Source organism: Streptomyces sp. NRRL WC-3549, from assembly GCF_000721935.1.
GTDB lineage: Bacteria > Actinomycetota > Actinomycetes > Streptomycetales > Streptomycetaceae > Streptomyces.
The window spans coordinates 86,490-86,894 of record NZ_KL585421.1 but is presented as its reverse complement, the minus strand read 5'-3'; the positions used below and the strand labels follow the sequence as shown (position 1 = coordinate 86,894).

The 405-nt window shown below is 76.0% G+C and carries 1 pseudogene; it reads right to left on the bottom strand.

The features are described from left to right. Positions 1-405, bottom strand: a pseudogene (locus tag IH13_RS0125730) (hypothetical protein); the annotation flags it as partial.

Here is a 405-nt window from a genome sequence, read left to right as displayed (position 1 = left end):
GCGCGGGACCAGCGTTCGCGCTGGGCCACTGACCCGGCGCCCCTCCCCCTGCCCCGGTCGCACCGGCCGCGTCGTCCGGCGCCGGAGCCGCGACGGCCTCCCGCCGCGGCTCCGGTGGCCGGACCGGACCCGGGAGCGTCGGGCCGCTCGATCGCGGCGGGCCGCAGCTGCGCCTCGCGGACACGGGCGACGTCGAGCTTGGTGCCCCGGTCGAAGCGGTAGACGCCGTTCTGCTCCTGGAAGACGTCGGTCAGCTGTGTGTAGCAGTAGCCGAACATCCGCGGGTCCTCCAGCAGCGCACCGGTGAGACCGGCGAAGCGCTCGTGGAACTCGTCCTCGGTGCGCACCCGGTCGCCGTAGCCCCAGGAGACCGTGCGGTCGCTGCCGGACTGTCCCGCGGCGGCC